Below are 18370 nucleotides of genomic sequence, written 5' to 3'. Positions count from 1 at the left end.
CTGACGATGCGATCCACCGCCCGGTCTTTCAGTACGACCGCCGCGCGTCTGAACAATCTTTCTCATCGCTTTTGCAGGCTCCTGACTCATTCGGGGTCGGAGCTTATCGACTTTGCCGATGGAATAATTTAGCTATCATGTCACATGATCGCTAAAATCAGTCAAAATGAGACAGCCGCTTCGCTACCCCTGGCCGAATTTCGATCCCGATGACGTCCTTGCACCGGCAATTGCCGTGCGCGTCGACGTTCCCGAGACCAGGGCGGAGGTACCGGACCACCACCACCGCAAAGGGCAACTCGTCTTCGCGCTCGGCGGTGGCGTCACATGTCGCGTCCCCAGCGGGCTGTGGATGGTGCCGCCTCATTGCGCGGTGTGGATTCCGGGTGGCATGAAGCACAGCAACGTCGCGACCGCCAATGCCCGGATTTTTTTTCGTCTATATCGAGCCTGGAGCCACCGACCTGCCGGACCGGTGCTGCACGCTTTCGATCTCGGCGTTGCTGCGCGAGCTCATCATCGAGCTGGCGGATCGCGGTGAGGATGATGACGCGAGGGGCGAACTCCTGACCAGGGTACTGCTATCCGAACTGCCGCGCATGCCTGTCCAGCAGCTACATTTGCCGATCTCGTCCGAGCCGCGCTTGAGGCGCATCGCCGCGGCGCTGGCGGAAGATGCTGCCGACCGCAGCACCCTGGCGGAATGGGCCAATCGCGTCGCGCTCAGCGAGAGCAGTCTCGCACGTCTCGTGGTCAAGGAGACAGGGCTGACCTTCGGGCGCTGGCGCCAGCAATTGCACTTGATCGTCGCGATGCGCGCGCTGGCCTCCGGCGCCAGCGTTCAGCAGGTTTCGGCCGATCTCGGCTATGAATCGGTCACCGCCTTCATCACCATGTTCAAGAAAGCGCTTGGCAAGCCGCCGGCAAAGTATCTTAGCAGTGTCGCCCAAAACGGCGGCTCTGCGTTTGTCGCCTGAACCCGCACGCGGTCAACACTCGGACTTCAACTGTCACTGCTCCTCGGCGTACAGCAGCCGCGTCTTTGCCTCCGAGGTCGGTAACAGGCTGCGCTGGATCAGCGCCTCGACGTGGTCGTTGCGCTGGCGCGCGCTGTCGGCGCCCATCACCACGATGATCAGCCTGTGCCCGTCTGCATTATAGGAGGTCACGATGTTGAAACCCGAAGCTCTGATGTAGCCGGTCTTGATGCCGTCGACGCCGCGCACCCGGCCGAGCATGTCGTTGTGGCCGCGCACCAGCCTGCCGCGGAACATGAAGTCGCTTTCGGAGAAATAGTGGAAATGTTGCGGGAAGCGGGTGTGCAGCGCCATGCCGAGCACCGCCATGTCGCGCGCGCTGGTGTGCTGGTCGCCGTCCGGCAGGCCCGAGGCGTTGCGGAACACGGTGCTGCTCATGCCGATCTGGCGCGCCTTGGCGGTCATCATGCCGGCGAACGCCTCTTCGCTGCCGCCGAGATATTCGGCAACGGCGACCGCCACGTCATTGGCCGATTTGACGACGATGGCGCGGATCGCCGAATCGACGTCGATGGTCTCGCCGCGCCTGAACCGCAGCTTGGTCGGCGGCTGCCGGGCGGCGTTGTCCGACACCGGAATTTGTGTCTCCTTGCTGATGCGGCCAGAATCCAGCGCCTCGAACAGGAGGTAGAGCGTCATCATCTTGGTCAGTGACGCCGGATAACGCGGCGCCGTCGAATTGACCTCGAACAGCGTCTTGCCGGTGCCGGCATCGATGACCATGGCGGCATATTTCTGCGGCGGCGCCGGTACCGCCAGCACGCTGTCGGGCGGCGTGACAGTCGTGCAGCCGGCAGCAAACAGCAGCAGCGCCAGCACCGCGACGTAATTGTGGATGAGCGAAAAGAAGCGCAAGGCGGACAAGTCGGTTCCGAAGGCAGGCTGTTTCTGAGACGAGGCGAAGCTATCTTACCGGAAAGGCACAGTCCATTTGGTTAATATCGGTCGGGGCCTGGATTGGTGCCCTGTCCACAGGCCCACGTGGCCGCTGTGCCGAGCCGTCTGATGGGAATTGCCGGCCACCACGCTTGCGCAACCGGCGGCGAGTGGGCTTTGTTGGCGCCGGCAGAATCGGTAGGTGCACATGGATACGGTCACGATCACGGCAAAAGGCATTTCGGTATCGGTCGATCTTGCCGTCGGCCATCTCGCCTATATGGCGATCGATATCGATGGCCGCCGGCTTAAGCCGCTGCATCGCGCACCCTGGGTCGGCGAGCCGCGCGAGACGCTGCCGAAAGACCTGCCTGAAGGTACGGTCCACCTGTCCGGCGATTTCCTGTGCGCGCCGTTCTCGGTCAGCGACGTCGAAGCGGCACCTTTGCATGGCTGGCCGGCCAACAGTCGCTGGGACGTCGTCGACAGCGCGGCAACGGCCGATGGCTGGCGTGCCGTCTTCCGCCTGCAGCGCCCGGTTATGGGCGCAACCGTCGACAAGATCCTGATCGTGCGCGACGATCATCCCTTTCTCTATCAGGAACACATCTTTTCCGGCGGGGCCGGCGCCATTCCGGTCGCCCATCACCCGATGACGGTGATGAAGGCCGGCGGCAGGCTGGCGTTCTCGCCGAAGCCCCTTGCCGCAACGCCGAACGAAGCGCCGGAGCCCGATCCGGCCCGCGGCCGCTCTTTGCTCGCTTACCCGGCGCGCAGCACCGACCTGACGCGCTTTCCCGCCGCCGACGGCGGCACGATCGACCTGACCGCCTATCGCATGGACCAGCTGCGTGAGGACTTCGTCACGCTGGTCGAGGCCGACCATGGCGGACCGGGCTGGACCGCGCTGGCGCGCCAGGCGGAAGCCGACCTCGTGCTGGTGCTGAAGAACCCGGCCGAACTGCCGGTCACCATGCTGTGGGTCAGCAATGGCGGGCGCGACTACGCGCCATGGAGCAGCCGCCACCGCGGCGTGCTCGGCATCGAGGACGGCCGCACGGCCGTCGGCCATGCCGCGTCGCTCGGCGACAACTGGCTGAAGCATGAAGGCGTGGCGACCGCCTTTGCCCTTGCTGAAGGGCGCCGCTTTTCGTTCCGCCATGTCATCGGCGCACTGCCTTGGCCGTCCGGCAAGCCGCCGCGCGACGTCACGACCTCGCCGGGCCGCATGCGCATCCTGGCGGCTGACGGTGCCGAGCGCGACATCGGCTTCGACAGCGATTTCCTGCGGATCAGCCAGTCCCGGCCCGATTGAACGCCTGGCACAAGCCGCGTTTGAAATTTTCGAAAACTGCCGCCAAAATGCGCCAGAACCATCTTAACGGATGCCAATGTCTGAGATCGCCCATCTCGCCGCTACCATTTTCAAGCGCGCCGGCAAGGCGCCGCGATTCATCGTTGCCATTGCGGGTCCCCCCGGCGCCGGCAAGTCGACATTGTCGGCAGGCTTGCACGACCTGCTGCCGGAAGGCACGGCGGAAGTCGTGCCGATGGACGGGTTCCACTACGATGACGTCGTGCTCGAGCGGCGCGGCCTTCGCCAGCGAAAAGGTGCCCCGGAAACCTTTGATTTTGCCGGCTTCGAAGCGCTGCTGAAGCGCATCCGCGCTGGCGAGCCGGATATCGCCATCCCGGTGTTCGACCGCAGCATGGAGCTGTCGCGCGCCGCCGCTGCGATCATCGCCGCCGAGACCAAATTCATCCTGGTCGAAGGCAATTACCTGCTGCTCGACGAAGAGCCATGGACGCGACTGGCGCCGCTGTTCGACTTCTCGATCTTCGTCGACGTGCCGCGCGCCGAGCTCGAGCGCCGGCTGCTCGAGCGATGGCACGACCACGGCCGGTCCGACGAGGACGCGCGCGCCTGGATTGCTTCCAACGACATGCCGAACATCGATCGCGTGCTTGCCCGTCGGCGGCCCGCCGACCTGGTGGTCGGTGGACAGGCCTGATCTGGTAAGGACTGTTCGGCCGGAACCTTAACACTTTCAGGCCGTTATCCCGGACACGGCAATTGTGCCGCATGAGGGAACGGTTCGATGGAAACCATGGCAAGAAAGCCTGCGCCCGCCAAGGGCAAGGCGACACGATCAAAAATCACTCGAGCGAAAACCAGCGCCGGCCCGGCAGGGGCGGCCCGCTCCAAGGATGCGGCAAAGCCCAGCTTTGGCAAGGCGGCGCCGAAAAAGGTGATGCCTGCCGCGGCCAAAACCGCTGCACCCAAGGCCAAAAGGTCGGCAAGCAGCAGAGGATCGATCGCAGGCAGCGCAATGCGCACCGTTAAGGCAACGGCCAATGTCGCCGCCGGTGCCGTGCTTGCGACCGCCAAAGGTGCGGCGTCGCTTGCCGCTTCCGTAGTCGGCAAGAGCGGCTCGAAATCCCGGACCAAGGCAAAATAGCCGGGCAGTCAGGGTTCTGATCAGGCTCTGGCCGGAATGGTGAGGCCCCTCTGCACCGCCGGCCGGGCAAGGCCACGCTCCAGCCATGCGCCCACGCCGGGGAAATCGTCGAAACCGACGAGGTCCCGCGCCTCGTAAAAGCCGATCAGATTGCGCACCCATCCAAGCATCGAAATGTCGGCGATGGTGTAATCGTCGCCCATAATCCAGCTGCGGCCCTTGAGCCTCGTTTCGAGGACGCCGATCAGCCGTCGCGACTCGTCGCGATAACGCTCCAGCGGGCGCTTGTCGGCGATTTCGCGCCCGGCGAATTTGTGGAAGAAACCGACTTGGCCGAATATCGGCCCGATGGAAGCCATCTGGAAGAACACCCACTGGATCGTCTCGTAACGCAGCGTTGCGTCTGCCGGGACCAGCTTGCCGGTCTTATCGCTGAGATAAAGCAGGATGGCGCCGGATTCGAACAGGCCGATCGGCTTGCCGCCCGGGCCGTCCGGATCGATCATCGCCGGGATCTTGCCGTTCGGGTTCAAAGACAGGAATTCCGGCGTCCAGCTCTCGTTCTTGCCGATGTCGACGGCATGCGGCTCGTAGGGCAGGCCAAGTTCCTCCAGCGCGATCGATATCTTCACCCCGTTCGGCGTCGGAAACGAATAAAGCTGGATGTGGTCGGGGTGGCTCGCCGGCCAGCGCCTGGCGATCGGAAACGCGGACAGATCGGTCATCGAAACTCCTGGTCGGGGACCGCGCCGAGCGGCATGGTCATGGCGGGTCGCAGTGAGTTAGGCGCGACGCCTGGCGCGATCAATATGCGCATGGAAAGTTTCACCGGCCCCCGCGAAGGGCCGCAAGGGGTGTGGTCACACGGCCTTGACCGCCAGCACCGCATTGGTGCCGCCGAAGGCGAAGCTGTTGCTCATTGCGGTGCGCACCGCGCGCTCGCGTGCCACGTTCGGCGTGATGTCGAGATCGCAGTCGGTGTCGGCTTCCCGATAATTGGCGGTCGGCGGCACGATGCCTTCGCGGATCGCCATCACGCAGGCGATCATTTCCAGCGCGCCGGATGCGCCGAGGCAGTGGGCATGCATCGATTTGGTCGAGGAGACAGAAAGCTTGTAGGCATGGTCGCCGAACACGCGTTTGATCGCCGCCGTCTCGATCTGGTCGTTGGCCTTGGTGCCGGTGCCATGCGCGTTGAGATAGTCGACGTCCTCCGGATTGAGCCCGGCATCGACGAGGCAGAAGCGCATCGCCGCCTCCGGCCCTTCGATTGTTGGCGCGACGATATCGGAAGCGTCGGCGGAAAGGCCCACACCGGCGATTTCGGCAAGGATGGCGGCGCCGCGCGCCATGGCATGCTCATACGTTTCCAGCACCACCATGCCGGCGCCTTCGCCGAGCACGAGCCCTTGGCGGTCGGCCGAAAACGGCCGGCAGGTGTCCGGCGACAATACCCGCAGGGCCTCCCAGCCCTTGAGGATGCCCCAGACCAGCGGCGCATCGGTGCCGCCGGCGACCATGACGTCGGCCCGGCCGAGCCTGATCTGATCGACCGCCGAGGCAATGGCGTGGTTGGATGACGAGCAGGCAGAGGTGATGCCGAACACCGGTCCACGCAGACCAAGATTCATGCTGACATGGCCGGCGGCTGCGCCCGGCATTACTTTCGGTACGGTGAAGATGCCGGCGCGGTTCTTGCCTTCGAGCAGGATGGCGCGATAGTTCTCTTCGATTGCCTCCCAGCCGCAGACGCCGACGCCGACGATGGTGCCCATCCGGTAGGTGTTGGCCGCGTGCGGGTTCAATCCCGCCTGCTGTGCCGCCTCCCGCGCGGCGATCGTCGCCAGAAGGCTGAAGCGGTCCATCGACACGACCTGTTTGCGGTCGATGCCGTGCTCGGGAAGCGCCTTGATTTCGCAGCCGACCTTGACCTTCAGATCATGCAGCAGCGGATTGTCGATCGCGCCGATTGCTGAACGGCCGGCGCGCATCTCATTCCAGATTGCCGGTGCATTGGTGCCGAGGCCGCATAACCCGCCGATGCCCGTGATGACGATGCGCTTGTGCATTCAGTCAGGCTTTTTTCGCGATCAGCGCGCGAACCGCCTCGACCATGTCGCCGACATTCTTCAGATTGCTCCAGGCATCGACCGTGTTCATCTCGATTTCGATGCCATACTCTTCCTCGAGATCGAAGATGATCTCCGTCAGTTCCAGCGAATGGATGCCAAGCGCGGTCAGTTCGGTACTGGTGGTGATTTCCTCGCCGCCCGGCTCGGCATGAGCCTTGATCTTGGCGATGATATCGTTTGCCAGCTGGTCAGCCATTCGGTTTCTTCCCCAACTCTGTCGTTTCCCGACGCCAACTGATCAGCGCCCCTTTTGTCCTCGATTACGCCGTCATCGTCGCCTTTTACCCCCGCCAGGCGCCGGTGACCGTACCAAGGTGGCTCCCTCTATAGAAACCGAAACGCTGTCAAGCAACAAGCTATATATCGACAAAGCCGCCGCAGTGCTTAACGTTGGTGTCGTGGACACGATCGCAAATAGCTTGACCTCAGTGCCGCCGGCCCAGCGCGTTGCCGGGCTTGCGCGGCTTGGCTGCGACTGGAACGGAGGCCGCACGCGTCTTCGGCGCCTGTACCAGGACGGCGCGGCCAAGATCCGCATGCCGGCAGTCTCGGCCGATCCGCTCGAAGCCGTCCTGATCAACACCGCCGGCGGGCTGACCGGTGGCGACCGTCTCGCCTGGGAGGTCGATGTCGGTGCCGGCGCGTCCGCAACGATAACGACGCAGGCCTGCGAGAAAATCTACCGCGCCGCATCCGACCGCGCCGAAGTGCGGGTGCAATTGAGCGCCGGCGAAGGCGGCCACATTGCCTGGCTGCCGCAGGAAACCATCGTCTTCGACCGCTCGGCCTTTGCCCGCACGCTTGACGTGGAGCTTGCCGCCGGAGCCGAGGCGCTGATCCTGGAAGCTACCGTCTTCGGCCGCCTGGCCATGGGTGAACGGGCTTGGCAAGGCCAATTCCATGACCGCTGGCGCGTCCGCCAGGACGGGGCGCTGATTCACGCCGAGGAGTTCCGCATCGGCCCCGACATTGCCGTCACCTTGAATCGTCCGGCGGTTGCCGGTGGCGGCATCGCGGTGGCGACGCTGCTGATGGTGTCGCCGCGGGCAGAAGCTTTGCTCGAGCCGGCCCGGGCCATGGTCGGCGGCCAGGGCGGCGTCAGTTTCTGGAGCGTGCGGAAATCTGGCAAGCTTCTTGCTCGGCTGTTCGCCGAGGACGGCTACCAGCTCCGCAAGCGGCTGGTGCCGCTTGTCGAATTGCTCAACGGACGGGCGGGCCTGCCCAAATTATGGTCACTCTGATTTCGATTGTGCAACTGCAGGAAAACGCATGAATCTGACGCCGAGGGAGAAAGACAAGCTGCTGATCGCCATGGCGGCGATCGTGGCCCGCAAGCGGCTCGAACGCGGCGTCAAGCTCAACCATCCGGAAGCGATCGCGCTGATAACCGATTTCGTCGTCGAGGGTGCCCGCGACGGCCGCGCCGTCGCCGAGCTGATGGAGGCCGGCGCCCACGTCGTCACCCGGGCCCAGGTGATGGAAGGCATTGCCGAAATGATCCACGATGTGCAGGTCGAGGCGACGTTTCCAGACGGCACCAAGCTGGTGACCGTGCACGAGCCGATCAGATAAAACCGCCAAGGAGAGGAAAATGCTTCAGCTGCGTCCGAACTGCGAATGCTGCGACAAGGATCTGCCGCCCGATGCGACGGACGCGGTGATCTGCACCTTCGAATGCACCTTCTGCGCCGACTGCGCACAAAACGTGCTCGGCGGCGCCTGCCCGAATTGCGGCGGCAACTTCTCGGCCCGCCCGATCCGTCCGGCAGCGCTGCTGACGAAATATCCGGCCTCGACCAAGCGCGTCCTCAAGGCAGAAGGCTGCGGTCCGGCCCGCAAGGCGGCGTGAGAGGCATGATGATCTCGAAGATGGAAGCTACGCCGATGATCCCCGCTACGATGAAATGCACGACGCTGTCGGCGGCCCTGCTGCTGGCGGCAGCTATGCCGGCCTATGCCCATGTCGGCGTCGGCACGGTTTCGTCCTTCGCCGCCGGCTTCTCCCACCCGCTCTCCGGCCTCGATCATATGACGGTGATGATTGTCGTCGGCCTATGGGCGGCGCTCAGGGGCGGCAAGGCGATCTGGGCATGGCCGCTGGCTTTCGTCGGCGTCATGCTGGCCGGCGGCGCGCTCGGTATGCTGCATGTGCCGATGCCTTTCGTCGAGCCGGCCATATTGGCGTCCGTCGTGGCACTCGGGCTGCTGGTTGCGCTCGCCGTCGATCTTCCCGTCTCGGCCGGCGTCGCCGTCATCGGCCTGTTTGCGCTGTTCCATGGCTACGCCCACGGCACCGAGGTGCCTGAAAATGCCGCTGGGCTTGGCTATACCGCAGGCTTTGCCGTTGCCACCGCGTTGCTCCATGCCGTCGGCATCACGGCTGGTCTCGGCCTCGGCTGGCGCTTCAGTGGGCTTGCCCGCGCCGCTGGCGCCGCCTGTGCCGCGATTGGCGCCGGCCTCGCCTTCGGCATCCTGTGAGGCAGTGATGATCCCCGGCGAAATCATCACGGCAAGCGGCGAGATCGAACTGAACAAGGGACTGCCGACGGTCACCATGAAGGTGGCCAACAGCGGCGACCGGCCGATCCAGGTCGGCAGCCACTATCATTTCTTCGAGACCAATGAAGGGCTGAGATTCGATCGCGACAAGGCGCGGGGCATGCGCCTCGACATCGCCGCCGGCACCGCGATGCGCTTCGAGCCCGGCCAGGAGCGCGATGTTACGCTAGTGCCGTTCGGCGGCAAGCGCGAGGTCTACGGATTTCAGCAGAAGATCATGGGCAAGCTGTGAGATCGAAGGCGTCGAGCAGTTTCGGCTCAGCCGGGCGGCTTGGCCGCCGCATAGATGACGACCTTTCCCGAATCGTCGAATTCAACCGCCAGAACGTCCTCGGTCTGCACTCGCCGCGAGTCGATAGCGTTGAACAGCAATGCGTTCGCCTCGATCTCCTTGCGCAGCTCGGCAATGTCGTCCCGATGTTGCCTGACCTTGCTTTCGATCGCCGGCGGCGGGCCGCCTTCGGTGCGCGCGGCGTCGGTAAGAAACACGATATCGACTTTGTCGAGCTTGGATGTCTTTCGCACGGCAGCGATGTTCTCACGCGTGCGGTCGATCGCCGAGCTGACCTTGCCGGCTTCCGCATTTGTCTTGGTCTCCTCCTGGCCGACCTCCGAGCCGACGATCCGGTTGACGGTCTCGGCGCTGTCGAGGCTCTGCGCGTTCAGCGCGGCGTGCGGAATGCTGGCGGCCAGAAACGCGGTCGCGGCAATGCCATGCACCCATCTGGTGTCGGAGAAGGTGGTGATCGCCATCGCTCGTTCTCAGGGTCCTTTTCGAGGCTTGTGTCAGGGCGACAGGACCGAAACGAAACGTCCCCCGTGAAGGTTCCCTTTGCGATGCGGCGGGCTGACCGGGCGCCGGCCCGCCGCCTTGTCTCGTCAGCTCGCTTTCTTGGTGATCAGCGTCAGCGCGCCATTGGTGCTCATGCTGGCGGCGATCACCTGCGCCGAGGTGAGCCCCTTGGCTTCGAGTGCGGACTTGACCTGCGGTGTCGCGTCGATCGAGCCGCGCAGTTTCTGCAGATCGGCGTCGCTGCGCTTGGCGATCACCTCGTTGACCTTGGCTTGAGTGTCCGCCGGCAGATCCTTGATGTCGACGACGTTGATCGCCTGGATGGTGGGCGCCTGTGGCTGCGCTCCGGGCGCGGCAGGAGCAGGCGCGGCCGGCGCCGGACTGGGCTGCTGCGCAGGCTGTTGCTGGGCGCTGGCGGCGGTTGCGAGCACCAGCGTGGCGGCGGCTGCCAGAAGGGTCGTTTTGCGCATGGATGTTCCTTTCCATCGATTGGCAAATGGTCGTTTTGGGGTGACCCGGCCACCTCAAACGCCAAATGGGATCGGAAAGTGTCGCTCAGCGGGTCATTGCGTGATCATAGGATGGCAGCAATGTGGGGCCCGCCTTCGACAAGCGGTATTTTCGGGCTGTATTTCGGGAGCAATTGCTGATGGCTAAAATCACCCGCGCCGCCTATGCGCAGATGTACGGCCCGACCGTTGGCGACAAAGTCCGGCTCGCCGACACCGAGCTGTTCATCGAGGTCGAAAAGGATCTCACCGTTCACGGCGAGGAGGTGAAATTCGGCGGCGGCAAGGTCATCCGCGACGGCATGGGCCAGAGCCAGGTTTCACGCGCGCAAGGCGCGGTCGACACCGTCATCACCAATGCGCTGGTCGTCGATGCCACCGCCGGTATCGTCAAGGCCGACATCGGCTTGAAGGACGGCCGCATCGTCGCGATCGGCAAGGCCGGCAATCCGGATACCCAAGGCGGCGTCACCATCATCATCGGTCCCGGCACCGAGATCATCGCCGGCGAAGGCAAGATCCTGACCGCCGGCGGCTTCGACGCGCATATCCACTTCATCTGCCCGCAGCAGATCGAGGAAGCGCTGATGTCGGGCATCACCACCATGCTCGGCGGCGGCACCGGCCCGGCGCACGGCACGCTGGCGACCACGTGCACGCCGGGGCCGTGGCATCTGGCGCGCATGATCCAGTCTTTCGACGCCTTCCCGATGAATATCGGGCTGTCGGGCAAGGGCAACGCGTCGCTACCTGCCGCGCTCGAGGAGATGGTGCTCGCCGGCGCCTGCTCGCTGAAGCTGCATGAGGACTGGGGCACGACACCGGCTGCAATCGACTGCTGCCTGTCGGTCGCCGACGATTACGACGTGCAGGTGATGATCCACACCGACACGCTGAACGAGTCCGGCTTCGTCGAAAACACGGTCGCGGCGATCAAGGGCCGCACCATCCATGCCTTCCACACCGAAGGCGCCGGCGGCGGCCACGCGCCTGACATCATCAAGGTCTGCGGTCTGCCCAACGTCATTCCGTCCTCGACCAATCCGACGCGTCCCTACACGGTCAACACGCTGGCCGAGCACCTCGACATGCTGATGGTCTGTCACCATCTGTCGCCGTCGATCCCCGAAGACATCGCCTTTGCCGAAAGCCGCATCCGCAAGGAAACCATCGCCGCCGAAGACATTCTTCACGACATCGGCGCCTTCTCGATCATCTCGTCGGACAGCCAGGCCATGGGCCGCGTCGGCGAAGTGGCGATCCGCTGCTGGCAGACCGCCGACAAGATGAAGCGCCAGCGTGGTTCGCTGCCGCAGGAGACCGGCAACAACGACAATTTCCGGGTCCGCCGCTACATCGCCAAATACACCATCAATCCGGCCATCGCGCATGGCCTGTCGAAGGACATCGGCTCGGTGGCGGTGGGAAAACGCGCCGACCTTGTGCTGTGGAACCCGGCCTTCTTCGGCGTTAAGCCGGACATGGTGCTGATCGGCGGCATGATCGCCGCCGCCCCGATGGGCGATCCCAACGCCTCGATCCCGACGCCGCAGCCGATGCACTATCGGCCGATGTTCGGCGCCTACGGCAAGGCGATGACCAATTCGTCGGTGACCTTCGTTTCGAAGGCCGCGCTCGACGCCGGCCTGCGCGGCAGGCTCGGCGTCGACAAGCAGATGGTGGCCGTCGAGAACACCCGCGGCGGCATCGGCAAGCATTCGATGGTGCTCAACGACGCCACGCCGCATGTCGAGGTCGACCCGGAGACCTATGAGGTCCGCGCCGACGGCGAACTCTTGACCTGCGAGCCAGCAACCGTGCTGCCGATGGCGCAACGCTACTTCCTGTTCTGAACCATAGGCGTTAGAACGACCGATGTAGAACATGCCGCGCCAGGCCTATGGACCAGCAACTCCCCTACGCCCACGACATTTTCCCGCATATCCGCATCGTCCTGGGCATGGTGATCGGCCTTGGCGTCACCCGGCTTTTGTCGGGGCTTGCCCGTATCGTCCAGCATCCCAGCCAGTACCGGCTCTATCCCGTGCATCTCGCCTGGGTTGCGTCGGTGCTTTTGATGCTGGTGCATTTCTGGTGGTGGGAGTTCGGCCTCTTCCAGATCGAGAATTGGACCTTCGGCAAATACCTGTTCATCATCTTCTACGCCGTCACGCTGTTCCTGCTCTGCGCGCTGCTGTTTCCGGACTCGATGCTGGACTACACCAGCTATGAGGATTTCTTTTATTCGCGCCGGGCCTGGTTCTTCGGCCTGCTGGCGGCGACCTATCTGCTCGACGTGGTCGACACGCTGCTGAAAGGGCCGGCGCATTTCGCCCATTTCGGCGTCGAATATCTGATCCGCACGCCGGTTTTCGTCGCGCTTTGCGTCATTGCGGTCCTGCTGCGCGACCGCCGCTTTCACATCGCCTTTGTCGCCGGCGCGCTCGTCTATCAGGTATCGTTTATCATGCGGCTCTTCGACACGATTGTTTGAGCGCCATTGGGGCGGCGGACGCGATAGGCTAGGCTTTTGGGAGAGGCAGTTTTTACATGAAGCTCGATATTCGCACCGACTTCACCAAATTCCCGCGCGCAGTCGCCGTCCTGGCCGCAGGCGAAGCCGGAACCACCACGCCATACGACCGGGCGGTGCTTGCCCATGACGAGCGGCATCTGCGCCGTCGTGCCATCGAAACGGCCGGTAGCGACAAGGTGCTGGTCGACCTGCCCGAACCGGTGACGTTGAACCATGGTGACCGGCTGGTGCTGGAGGATGGCCGCCACATCGAGATCATCGCGGCCGAAGAGCCGCTCTACGATATCAGGGGCAGCGACCCGATCCATCTCGCCGAGCTCGCCTGGCACATCGGCAACCGCCATCTCGCCGCCGCCATCGAGGCTAACCGCATCCTCATCCTGCGCGACCATGTCATTAAGACGATGCTGGAGGGATTGGGCGCCATTGTGAGCGACGTCTCCGAACCGTTCAAGCCGGTGCGCGGCGCCTATTCCGCGCATGGCGGGCACGGCCATGCCCATGCCGAGGCACATGCGCACAGCCACGCCGAAGCGCATTCCCATAGCCATAGCGATTCTCATTCCCACAGCCATTCGCACGACCATGACCATGACTGACCGGCCTTCCAGCGTTGCCCAGCCTTCCAATATTGCTTTGTTGCGGCTGATGGCGTGGCTGTCGCCTTCCTTCCCGGTCGGCGGCTTTTCCTACAGCCATGGCCTGGAACAAGCCGTGCATGCCGGGCTGGTTGCCGACAGCAAAGATCTCGCCGCGTGGCTGGAAACGCTCGTCGAGATGGGTTCGGGCTGGAATGATGCGGTGCTGTTTGCCCAAAGCTGGCGCAGGGCGCGCGAAACCGGCGATCTCGATGAAATCGTCGCCCTTGCCGAAGCTCTGGCAGGCTCGCGCGAGCGTCATACCGAGACGATGCTGCAGGGCGCCGCTTTCCTGAAAGCAGCCTCCGCCTGGCCGTGCCAGGTGCTGGATCGCCTGCCGACCGAATGTGCCTATTGCGTTGCCGTCGGCGCTGTTGCCGGCGATCACGGCATTTCGCTGCGGGACGCCCTGGCCGCCTTCCTGCAGGCCTTCTTCTCCAACCTTGTTCAGGCCGCGATCCGGCTCGGCGCCGTCGGCCAGACCGGCGCCACCGCGCTGCTCGCCGGCTTCGAGCCGCTTGCCCTGGCTACGTCCGACCGCGCTGCCGGCTCGACCCTCGATGATCTCGGCGGCTGCGCTTTTATCTCCGACATCACGGCGATGAAGCACGAGGCCCAGTATTCGCGGCTGTTCCGCTCATGATCGTCCTCGCTTTCGCCGTCTCGCTCGTCCTGCTGCTGATCACAGCACTGCATGTCTATTGGGGCATTGGCGGCATCTGGCCGGGCAGGGACGCCGCCTCCTGCGCTCGTGCGGTCATCGGCTTTCATGGCGTCGACGAGATGCCGGCACCCTTCGCCAGCTTCGCCGTTGCCGCCTGCCTTGGCCTGGCGACACTGTGGCCGATGGCGCTCGAGGGCATCTTTGCCACGCCGTTTCCCAAGGCCGGGCTTGCCGCCACGTCGCTGCTCATCGCGCTGGTTTTCCTGGCGCGCGGCATTGCCGGCTTCACGCCCTGGTGGCGCCGGCTGACGCCCGAACAGCCTTTCGCGCGGCTCGATCTGCGTTATTATTCGCCGCTGTGCCTGCTGATCGGGCTTGCCTTCGCCATTCTTGCCGTCACGGAGTTCCCCGCATGATATCGCCCAACGGTCCTCTTCGCATCGGCATTGGCGGCCCGGTCGGCTCGGGCAAGACGACGCTTACCGAAAAGCTCTGCAAGGCACTGCGTGACGAGTTTTCGATCGCCGTCGTCACCAACGACATCTACACCAAGGAAGACGCCATGATGCTGGCCAGGTTGCAGGCCCTGCCCGAGGATCGCATCGTCGGCGTCGAGACCGGCGGCTGTCCGCACACCGCCATCCGCGAGGACGCCTCGATCAATCTGCAGGCGATCGCCGAGATGACCAGAAAATTCCCCGATCTCGACATCGTCTTCATCGAATCGGGCGGCGACAATCTCGCCGCCACCTTCTCGCCGGATCTTGCCGACCTGACGCTCTATGTCATCTCGGTTTGCCAGGGCGAGGAGATCCCGAGGAAGGGCGGACCGGCGATCACCCGGTCCGATTTCCTGGTCATCAACAAGAGCGACCTTGCGCCCTATGTGAACGTCAATCTCGACATCATGGAACGCGACGCTGCCCGCATGCGCGGCAAGCGGCCGTTCGGCTTCACCGACCTGTCGCGCGGCAAGGGGCTGCAGGAGGTGATCGATTTCATCGTCGAGAATGGCGGGCTTCGGGTCGGCGCGGCCACCAGCACGGCGGCATAGCGGCGCTCGCCTGTACCAAACGAAACCGGTTGCGCGTGTTCCAGCCGCGCGGCATCCTTGCTTCTTTCACGGAGGTTTACGATGAGCATCACGCGCCTGCAGAAGGAAGTGCTGACCAACCTGCCGTTCTATGAGGAGCGCGTCGATCTGGCTTGCGCCTTCCGCTGGACGGCGCGGCTCAACATGCACGAGGCGGTGGCCAATCATTTCTCACTGGCCGTCAACGACGATGGTTCGCAATTCCTGATGAATCCCAACCAGGTGCATTTCTCGCGCATCAAGGCGAGCGATCTGCTTCTGATCGACGCCAACGATCCCGACACGCTGGTCGGCCCGAATGCGCCCGATCCGACGGCGTGGGGCCTGCATGGTGCCATTCATCGCAATGTGCGTCATGCGCGCTGCGTCATGCATGTCCACTCGATCCACGCCACCGTGCTTGCCTCGCTCGCCGACTCGACGCTTCCGCCGGTCGACCAGAACTCGGCAATCTTCTTCAACCGCCATGTCGTCGACGCTCATTATGGCGGGCTGGCCTTCGAGGAAGAGGGCGAGCGCTGCTCGCAGCTTCTTGTCGACCCGAAGGTCAAGGTGATGGTGATGGGCAACCATGGCGTGCTGGTCATCGGCGACAGCGTCGCCGACACCTTCAACCGCATGTTCTATTTCGAGCGCGCCGCCGAAACCTATATCAAGGCGCTGTGGACCGGGCGGCCGCTGCGGGTACTGTCGGATGAGATCGCCGAAAAGGCGGCAAGGGAACAGGAAGACTATCCCGGCCAGGCCGAACGCCACCTTTCCGAACTGAAGGCGATCCTCGACGAGCAGGAGCCTGCCTACCGGAGTTGAGCGCGGTCCCGCCGGGCCTGGCTTAAAGCCCGAGTTCGGCTCGCAATTCGTCGGCGCTGTTGATGATTATCGCCCCCGGCGGCCCCTCCATGGGCGCTTCTGGCCAGAAGATCGTCTTCATTCCCGCTGCCAGCCCCGCCGTGGCGCCGGTCACGCTGTCGTCGACCGCCACGGCCTCGGCGGGATCGACGTCGGCCAGCCAGGCGGCGCGCAGGAAAGGTTCGGCATGCGGCTTGCCTTCACGCACGTCGTTGCGGCTGACCGTCTTCATGCCGGGATAGACGAGGCCGACGGCGCGCAGATTGGCATCGACGATCAGCCTGTCCGAGTTGGAGACCACCGCTTGCGGTATGCCAAGCGCGCGCAGCTCGTTGAAGATCTCGATCGCGCCTCTGCGCGGCGTCAGCGTTTCGGCCATCGGCAGATAGTGATCGTATTTGCGCACGATCCAGTCGTCGAAAGGCAGGTCGAGGCCGAACTCGTCGCGCAGCATTTCGTAGACCGGCCATGCGGCGATGCCGAGCACGCGGTCATGCAGGTCGGCCGGCGGTACGATGCCGACACTGTGCAGCGCCGCGATCAGCGCCGCTTCGTGCAGCGGCTCGCTGTCGACCAGCGTGCCGTCCATATCCCAGAAAACCGCTTTCGGCGTCATGCAAGGCTCCATTCTCAAAAATCCCTTAAAGCGTTTGGCGCGGGAGATAAACCGCGGCGTCCCCGTCTATGCATGTCGCGCAAAAGTGTGCAGCGGTTTTGCGATACGGACATGCATAGAAAGCAAGAATCTAAGGCGCATCGCATAAGGCCGATTGAACGCGACGCGCTTTGGACCGAGATTGTGCGACCTCGACAGCCTTGCTGTTGCAACGAGACTGGGTCGACCCGCCACTTCGCTCCAAACACCCAAGTCTCAGCCCTAAGCAATTGCTCTTGCAATAGGCAATTGCGCGCAAGTTCATTCCCTGCGAAACTACGGCGCTCCGCCTCTTTTGCCCGGCGGGGTTGGGAGGCAGGAACTTGAATTCGCGGCAGGATAGCGGCGGCAACAGGCTGGACGATGCGGCGCGCGCCGGCTGGCTCTATTACGTTGCCGGCAACACCCAGGACCAGATCGCCGCCACGCTTGGCATCTCCCGCCAGACGGCGCAGCGGCTGGTGTCGCTCGCAGTCTCCGAAGGATTGATCAAGGTGCGCGTCGACCATCCGATCGCCAATTGCCTCGACCTTGCGGCACGGCTGAAATCGCGCTTTGCGCTTGATCTGGTCGAGGTGGTGCCCAGCGACCCTTCTTCTTCCTCCACCGTCATCGGCGTCGCCGAGGCGGCGGCGGCCGAGATCGAACGGCGGCTGCGGTCGTCGACGCCGATCGTCATGGCGATCGGCACCGGCCGTACGCTGAAGGCCGCGATCGAGCAACTGCCGCCGATGGAATGCCCGCAGCACAAAGTGGTGTCGCTGACCGGCAACATCTCGCCGGACGGCTCGGCCGCCTTCTACAACGTCATCTTCACCATGGCCGACAGGGTCAAGGCGCGCTCGTTTCCGATGCCTTTGCCGGTCATCGCCTCCTCGCCGGAGGAGCGCGAGATGCTGCTGAGCCAGCCGATGATCCAGCCGACGCTGGCGCTTGCGGCTGAGGCCGACGTCACCTTTGTCGGCATAGGCGATCTCGGTCCGAAGGCGCCGCTTTACGAGGACGGCTTCATTTCGGAGGGTGAATTAAAGGCGTTGCAGAAGGCCGGCGGCGTCGCCGAGATCGTCGGCTGGGTGTTCGATCGTGACGGCCGCATGATCGAGGGTATTACCAATGATCGGGTGTCGTCGGCACCGCTGCCGTCGCGCGAAAAGTCGCTGGTGATCGCGCTTGCCATGGGCGACCGCAAGCTGCCGGGCATCTTCGCCGCCGTCAACCGGCGGCTGGTCAACGGCCTGATCACCGATGAGCGGACCGCCGCCGCCTTGCTAGCGGGCGCATGATCTCCGAGCCGCTGGCGGTCGGAAACGATCATGTGAAATCGAAACGTATCTGAATCCCCGATAAACGAGCGTCACTACTGGTGCCGGCCGCATGGATCGTTGCCGTCGAGAAAGCCCATGTCGCGCTGCAGATGCGGCGGCAGCTCCCGGACGTCGAGATAAGCCCGTTTCCGCGCTGCGTGCCTTGCCAATCCCCGCGCCAACCGTGAAAACCAGCCATGGGCTGGAGCAAGAAGCAGCTTTTCCTGTATTGTGGTCATGATCGTCTGCCTTCGCTATCTCTAGGC

At 64.0% G+C, this 18370-nt stretch carries 24 protein-coding genes and 1 pseudogene; 17 read left to right on the top strand and 8 right to left on the bottom strand.

Annotated features, from left to right (window positions below):
* Positions 1–166: 166 nt before the first annotated feature.
* Positions 167–977 (top strand): annotated as a pseudogene (locus NKI63_RS01515) (AraC family transcriptional regulator).
* Between the two features lie 33 nt (positions 978–1010).
* On the opposite strand, the gene NKI63_RS01510 reads toward NKI63_RS01515, so the two are convergent.
* Positions 1011–1901 (bottom strand): D-alanyl-D-alanine carboxypeptidase family protein, encoded by an 891-nt coding sequence (locus NKI63_RS01510; RefSeq protein ID WP_352820265.1) that lies wholly within the window; start codon positions 1899–1901, stop codon positions 1011–1013.
* Between the two features lie 220 nt (positions 1902–2121).
* On the opposite strand from NKI63_RS01510, the gene NKI63_RS01505 reads away from it, so the two are divergent.
* The 3 genes from NKI63_RS01505 to NKI63_RS01495 all read left to right on the top strand — a co-directional run bounded on the left by NKI63_RS01505 (position 2122) and on the right by NKI63_RS01495 (position 4372).
* On the top strand, positions 2122–3228 hold the full coding sequence (locus tag NKI63_RS01505; protein WP_352820263.1) for a hypothetical protein: 1107 nt from the start codon (positions 2122–2124) through the stop codon (positions 3226–3228).
* A 76-nt stretch (positions 3229–3304) separates the two neighbouring features.
* Positions 3305–3925 carry a nucleoside triphosphate hydrolase gene (locus NKI63_RS01500; RefSeq protein WP_352820261.1) on the top strand — a complete coding sequence of 207 codons (621 nt, stop codon included), beginning with the start codon at positions 3305–3307 and terminating at the stop codon, positions 3923–3925.
* Between the two features lie 96 nt (positions 3926–4021).
* Positions 4022–4372 carry a hypothetical protein gene (locus NKI63_RS01495; protein ID WP_352820259.1) on the top strand — a complete coding sequence of 117 codons (351 nt, stop codon included), beginning with the start codon at positions 4022–4024 and terminating at the stop codon, positions 4370–4372.
* Positions 4373–4392: 20 nt separating this feature from the next.
* Here the strand turns inward: NKI63_RS01495 and NKI63_RS01490 are convergent, their stop codons facing one another.
* From NKI63_RS01490 to NKI63_RS01480, 3 genes are all read right to left on the bottom strand, one after another.
* Positions 4393–5097, bottom strand: a complete 705-nt coding sequence (locus NKI63_RS01490) for a glutathione S-transferase family protein (protein WP_352820258.1) — start codon at positions 5095–5097, stop codon at positions 4393–4395.
* Between the two features lie 135 nt (positions 5098–5232).
* Positions 5233–6441, bottom strand: coding sequence for a beta-ketoacyl-[acyl-carrier-protein] synthase family protein (locus tag NKI63_RS01485; protein ID WP_254815821.1), 1209 nt, complete (start codon positions 6439–6441; stop codon positions 5233–5235).
* A gap of 4 nt (positions 6442–6445) precedes the next feature.
* Positions 6446–6700 (bottom strand): acyl carrier protein, encoded by a 255-nt coding sequence (locus tag NKI63_RS01480; protein ID WP_023677013.1) that lies wholly within the window; start codon positions 6698–6700, stop codon positions 6446–6448.
* 202 nt (positions 6701–6902) lie between these two features.
* On the opposite strand from NKI63_RS01480, the gene NKI63_RS01475 reads away from it, so the two are divergent.
* The 5 genes from NKI63_RS01475 to NKI63_RS01455 are packed head-to-tail and all read left to right on the top strand — an operon-like array spanning position 6903 to position 9295.
* On the top strand, positions 6903–7745 hold the full coding sequence (locus tag NKI63_RS01475; RefSeq protein WP_502900437.1) for an urease accessory protein UreD: 843 nt from the start codon (positions 6903–6905) through the stop codon (positions 7743–7745).
* A gap of 28 nt (positions 7746–7773) precedes the next feature.
* On the top strand, positions 7774–8076 hold the full coding sequence (locus tag NKI63_RS01470) for an urease subunit gamma (protein ID WP_023677011.1): 303 nt from the start codon (positions 7774–7776) through the stop codon (positions 8074–8076).
* 19 nt (positions 8077–8095) lie between these two features.
* Positions 8096–8353, top strand: a complete 258-nt coding sequence (locus tag NKI63_RS01465) for a DUF1272 domain-containing protein (RefSeq protein WP_254815822.1) — start codon at positions 8096–8098, stop codon at positions 8351–8353.
* 35 nt (positions 8354–8388) lie between these two features.
* Entirely contained in the window at positions 8389–8982 is a 594-nt protein-coding gene (locus tag NKI63_RS01460) for a HupE/UreJ family protein (protein ID WP_352701409.1), read from the top strand.
* A gap of 7 nt (positions 8983–8989) precedes the next feature.
* Positions 8990–9295 carry an urease subunit beta gene (locus NKI63_RS01455; protein WP_352476983.1) on the top strand — a complete coding sequence of 102 codons (306 nt, stop codon included), beginning with the start codon at positions 8990–8992 and terminating at the stop codon, positions 9293–9295.
* A gap of 26 nt (positions 9296–9321) precedes the next feature.
* Here NKI63_RS01455 and NKI63_RS01450 read toward each other — a convergent pair whose 3' ends face one another.
* Entirely contained in the window at positions 9322–9816 is a 495-nt protein-coding gene (locus NKI63_RS01450; protein WP_352820256.1) for a hypothetical protein, read from the bottom strand.
* A 126-nt stretch (positions 9817–9942) separates the two neighbouring features.
* Complete coding sequence (locus NKI63_RS01445) at positions 9943–10326, bottom strand: hypothetical protein (protein ID WP_023677006.1); 384 nt, start codon at positions 10324–10326, stop codon at positions 9943–9945.
* A gap of 179 nt (positions 10327–10505) precedes the next feature.
* Here NKI63_RS01445 and ureC point away from each other — a divergent pair, with 179 nt between their 5' ends.
* The 7 genes from ureC (at position 10506) to NKI63_RS01410 (ending at position 16106) form a co-directional block, all read left to right on the top strand.
* The gene (gene ureC / locus NKI63_RS01440) at positions 10506–12218 is read left to right on the top strand and encodes an urease subunit alpha (protein ID WP_502900436.1); all 1713 of its coding nucleotides are present in this window, start codon (positions 10506–10508) and stop codon (positions 12216–12218) included.
* A gap of 47 nt (positions 12219–12265) precedes the next feature.
* Positions 12266–12859 (top strand): hypothetical protein, encoded by a 594-nt coding sequence (locus NKI63_RS01435; protein ID WP_352686335.1) that lies wholly within the window; start codon positions 12266–12268, stop codon positions 12857–12859.
* A gap of 56 nt (positions 12860–12915) precedes the next feature.
* The gene (locus tag NKI63_RS01430; RefSeq protein ID WP_352686338.1) at positions 12916–13500 is read left to right on the top strand and encodes an urease accessory protein UreE; all 585 of its coding nucleotides are present in this window, start codon (positions 12916–12918) and stop codon (positions 13498–13500) included.
* Positions 13493–14182 (top strand): urease accessory protein UreF, encoded by a 690-nt coding sequence (locus tag NKI63_RS01425; RefSeq protein ID WP_352686341.1) that lies wholly within the window; start codon positions 13493–13495, stop codon positions 14180–14182. The genes NKI63_RS01430 and NKI63_RS01425 overlap by 8 nt, the downstream gene beginning before the upstream one ends.
* Positions 14179–14619: a DUF3995 domain-containing protein gene (locus NKI63_RS01420; RefSeq protein ID WP_352476988.1), complete on the top strand. Its 441-nt coding sequence runs from the start codon at positions 14179–14181 to the stop codon at positions 14617–14619. Before NKI63_RS01425 ends, NKI63_RS01420 begins: the two co-directional genes overlap by 4 nt.
* Positions 14616–15257 carry an urease accessory protein UreG gene (gene ureG / locus NKI63_RS01415; RefSeq protein WP_352820254.1) on the top strand — a complete coding sequence of 214 codons (642 nt, stop codon included), beginning with the start codon at positions 14616–14618 and terminating at the stop codon, positions 15255–15257. The genes NKI63_RS01420 and ureG overlap by 4 nt, the downstream gene beginning before the upstream one ends.
* Before the next feature lie 81 nt (positions 15258–15338).
* Complete coding sequence (locus tag NKI63_RS01410) at positions 15339–16106, top strand: class II aldolase and adducin N-terminal domain-containing protein (protein ID WP_352820252.1); 768 nt, start codon at positions 15339–15341, stop codon at positions 16104–16106.
* Between the two features lie 22 nt (positions 16107–16128).
* On the opposite strand, the gene NKI63_RS01405 is transcribed toward NKI63_RS01410, so the two are convergent.
* On the bottom strand, positions 16129–16761 hold the full coding sequence (locus tag NKI63_RS01405; protein ID WP_352820250.1) for an HAD family hydrolase: 633 nt from the start codon (positions 16759–16761) through the stop codon (positions 16129–16131).
* A 362-nt stretch (positions 16762–17123) separates the two neighbouring features.
* Between NKI63_RS01405 and NKI63_RS01400 the strand changes: the two genes are divergently transcribed.
* Positions 17124–18083, top strand: coding sequence for a sugar-binding transcriptional regulator (locus NKI63_RS01400; protein ID WP_352686350.1), 960 nt, complete (start codon positions 17124–17126; stop codon positions 18081–18083).
* A gap of 74 nt (positions 18084–18157) precedes the next feature.
* Here NKI63_RS01400 and NKI63_RS01395 read toward each other — a convergent pair whose 3' ends face one another.
* Complete coding sequence (locus NKI63_RS01395) at positions 18158–18343, bottom strand: hypothetical protein (RefSeq protein ID WP_254815832.1); 186 nt, start codon at positions 18341–18343, stop codon at positions 18158–18160.
* Between the last annotated feature and the right edge of the window lie 27 nt (positions 18344–18370).

Origin of the sequence: Mesorhizobium sp. M0410 (genome assembly GCF_040321435.1) — a bacterium.
In the GTDB taxonomy this organism is placed as follows: domain Bacteria; phylum Pseudomonadota; class Alphaproteobacteria; order Rhizobiales; family Rhizobiaceae; genus Mesorhizobium.
The sequence above is the reverse complement of the archived record's forward strand: the minus strand, read 5'-3'. Positions and strand labels throughout refer to the sequence as shown.